Annotated in this window: 1 pseudogene; it reads left to right on the forward strand. The window is 55.7% G+C overall.

Annotated features, from left to right (window positions below):
* Positions 1-300 (forward strand): annotated as a pseudogene (locus tag KHA85_RS20245) (phosphate ABC transporter permease PstA); the annotation flags it as partial.
* Between the last annotated feature and the right edge of the window lie 147 nt (positions 301-447).

The raw sequence follows: 447 nt of genomic DNA on the forward strand, positions 1-447 counted from the left end.
ATTTCCGCCATCACGCTGAAGGCGTCGGTGTCCGGCATCATCACCGGCGTGCTGCTGGCGATTGCGCGCATCGCGGGGGAAACGGCGCCGCTGCTGTTCACCTCGCTGTCGAACCAGTTCTGGAGCACCGACCTGATGCAGCCGATCGCCAACCTGCCGGTGACCATCTTCAAATTCGCCATGAGCCCGTTCGCCGAATGGCAACAGCTGGCCTGGGCCGGGGTGCTGTTGATCACCCTGTGCGTACTGTTACTGAATATCCTGGCGCGCGTGATTTTCGCCAAGAAAAAGCATTCATAAAATTTTGAGCGCCGCTTTGGCGGCGCTGATGAAAAGAGAGAAGTCTTGATGAGTATGGTTACTGACGCTTCCAGCAGCAAAATTCAGGTACGCGATCTGAACTTCTACTACGGCAAATTCCATGCGCTGAAGAACATCACGCTGGAT

Source organism: Dietzia massiliensis (genome assembly GCF_018390595.1).
Classification (GTDB): Bacteria; Actinomycetota; Actinomycetes; order Mycobacteriales; family Mycobacteriaceae; genus Dietzia; species Dietzia massiliensis.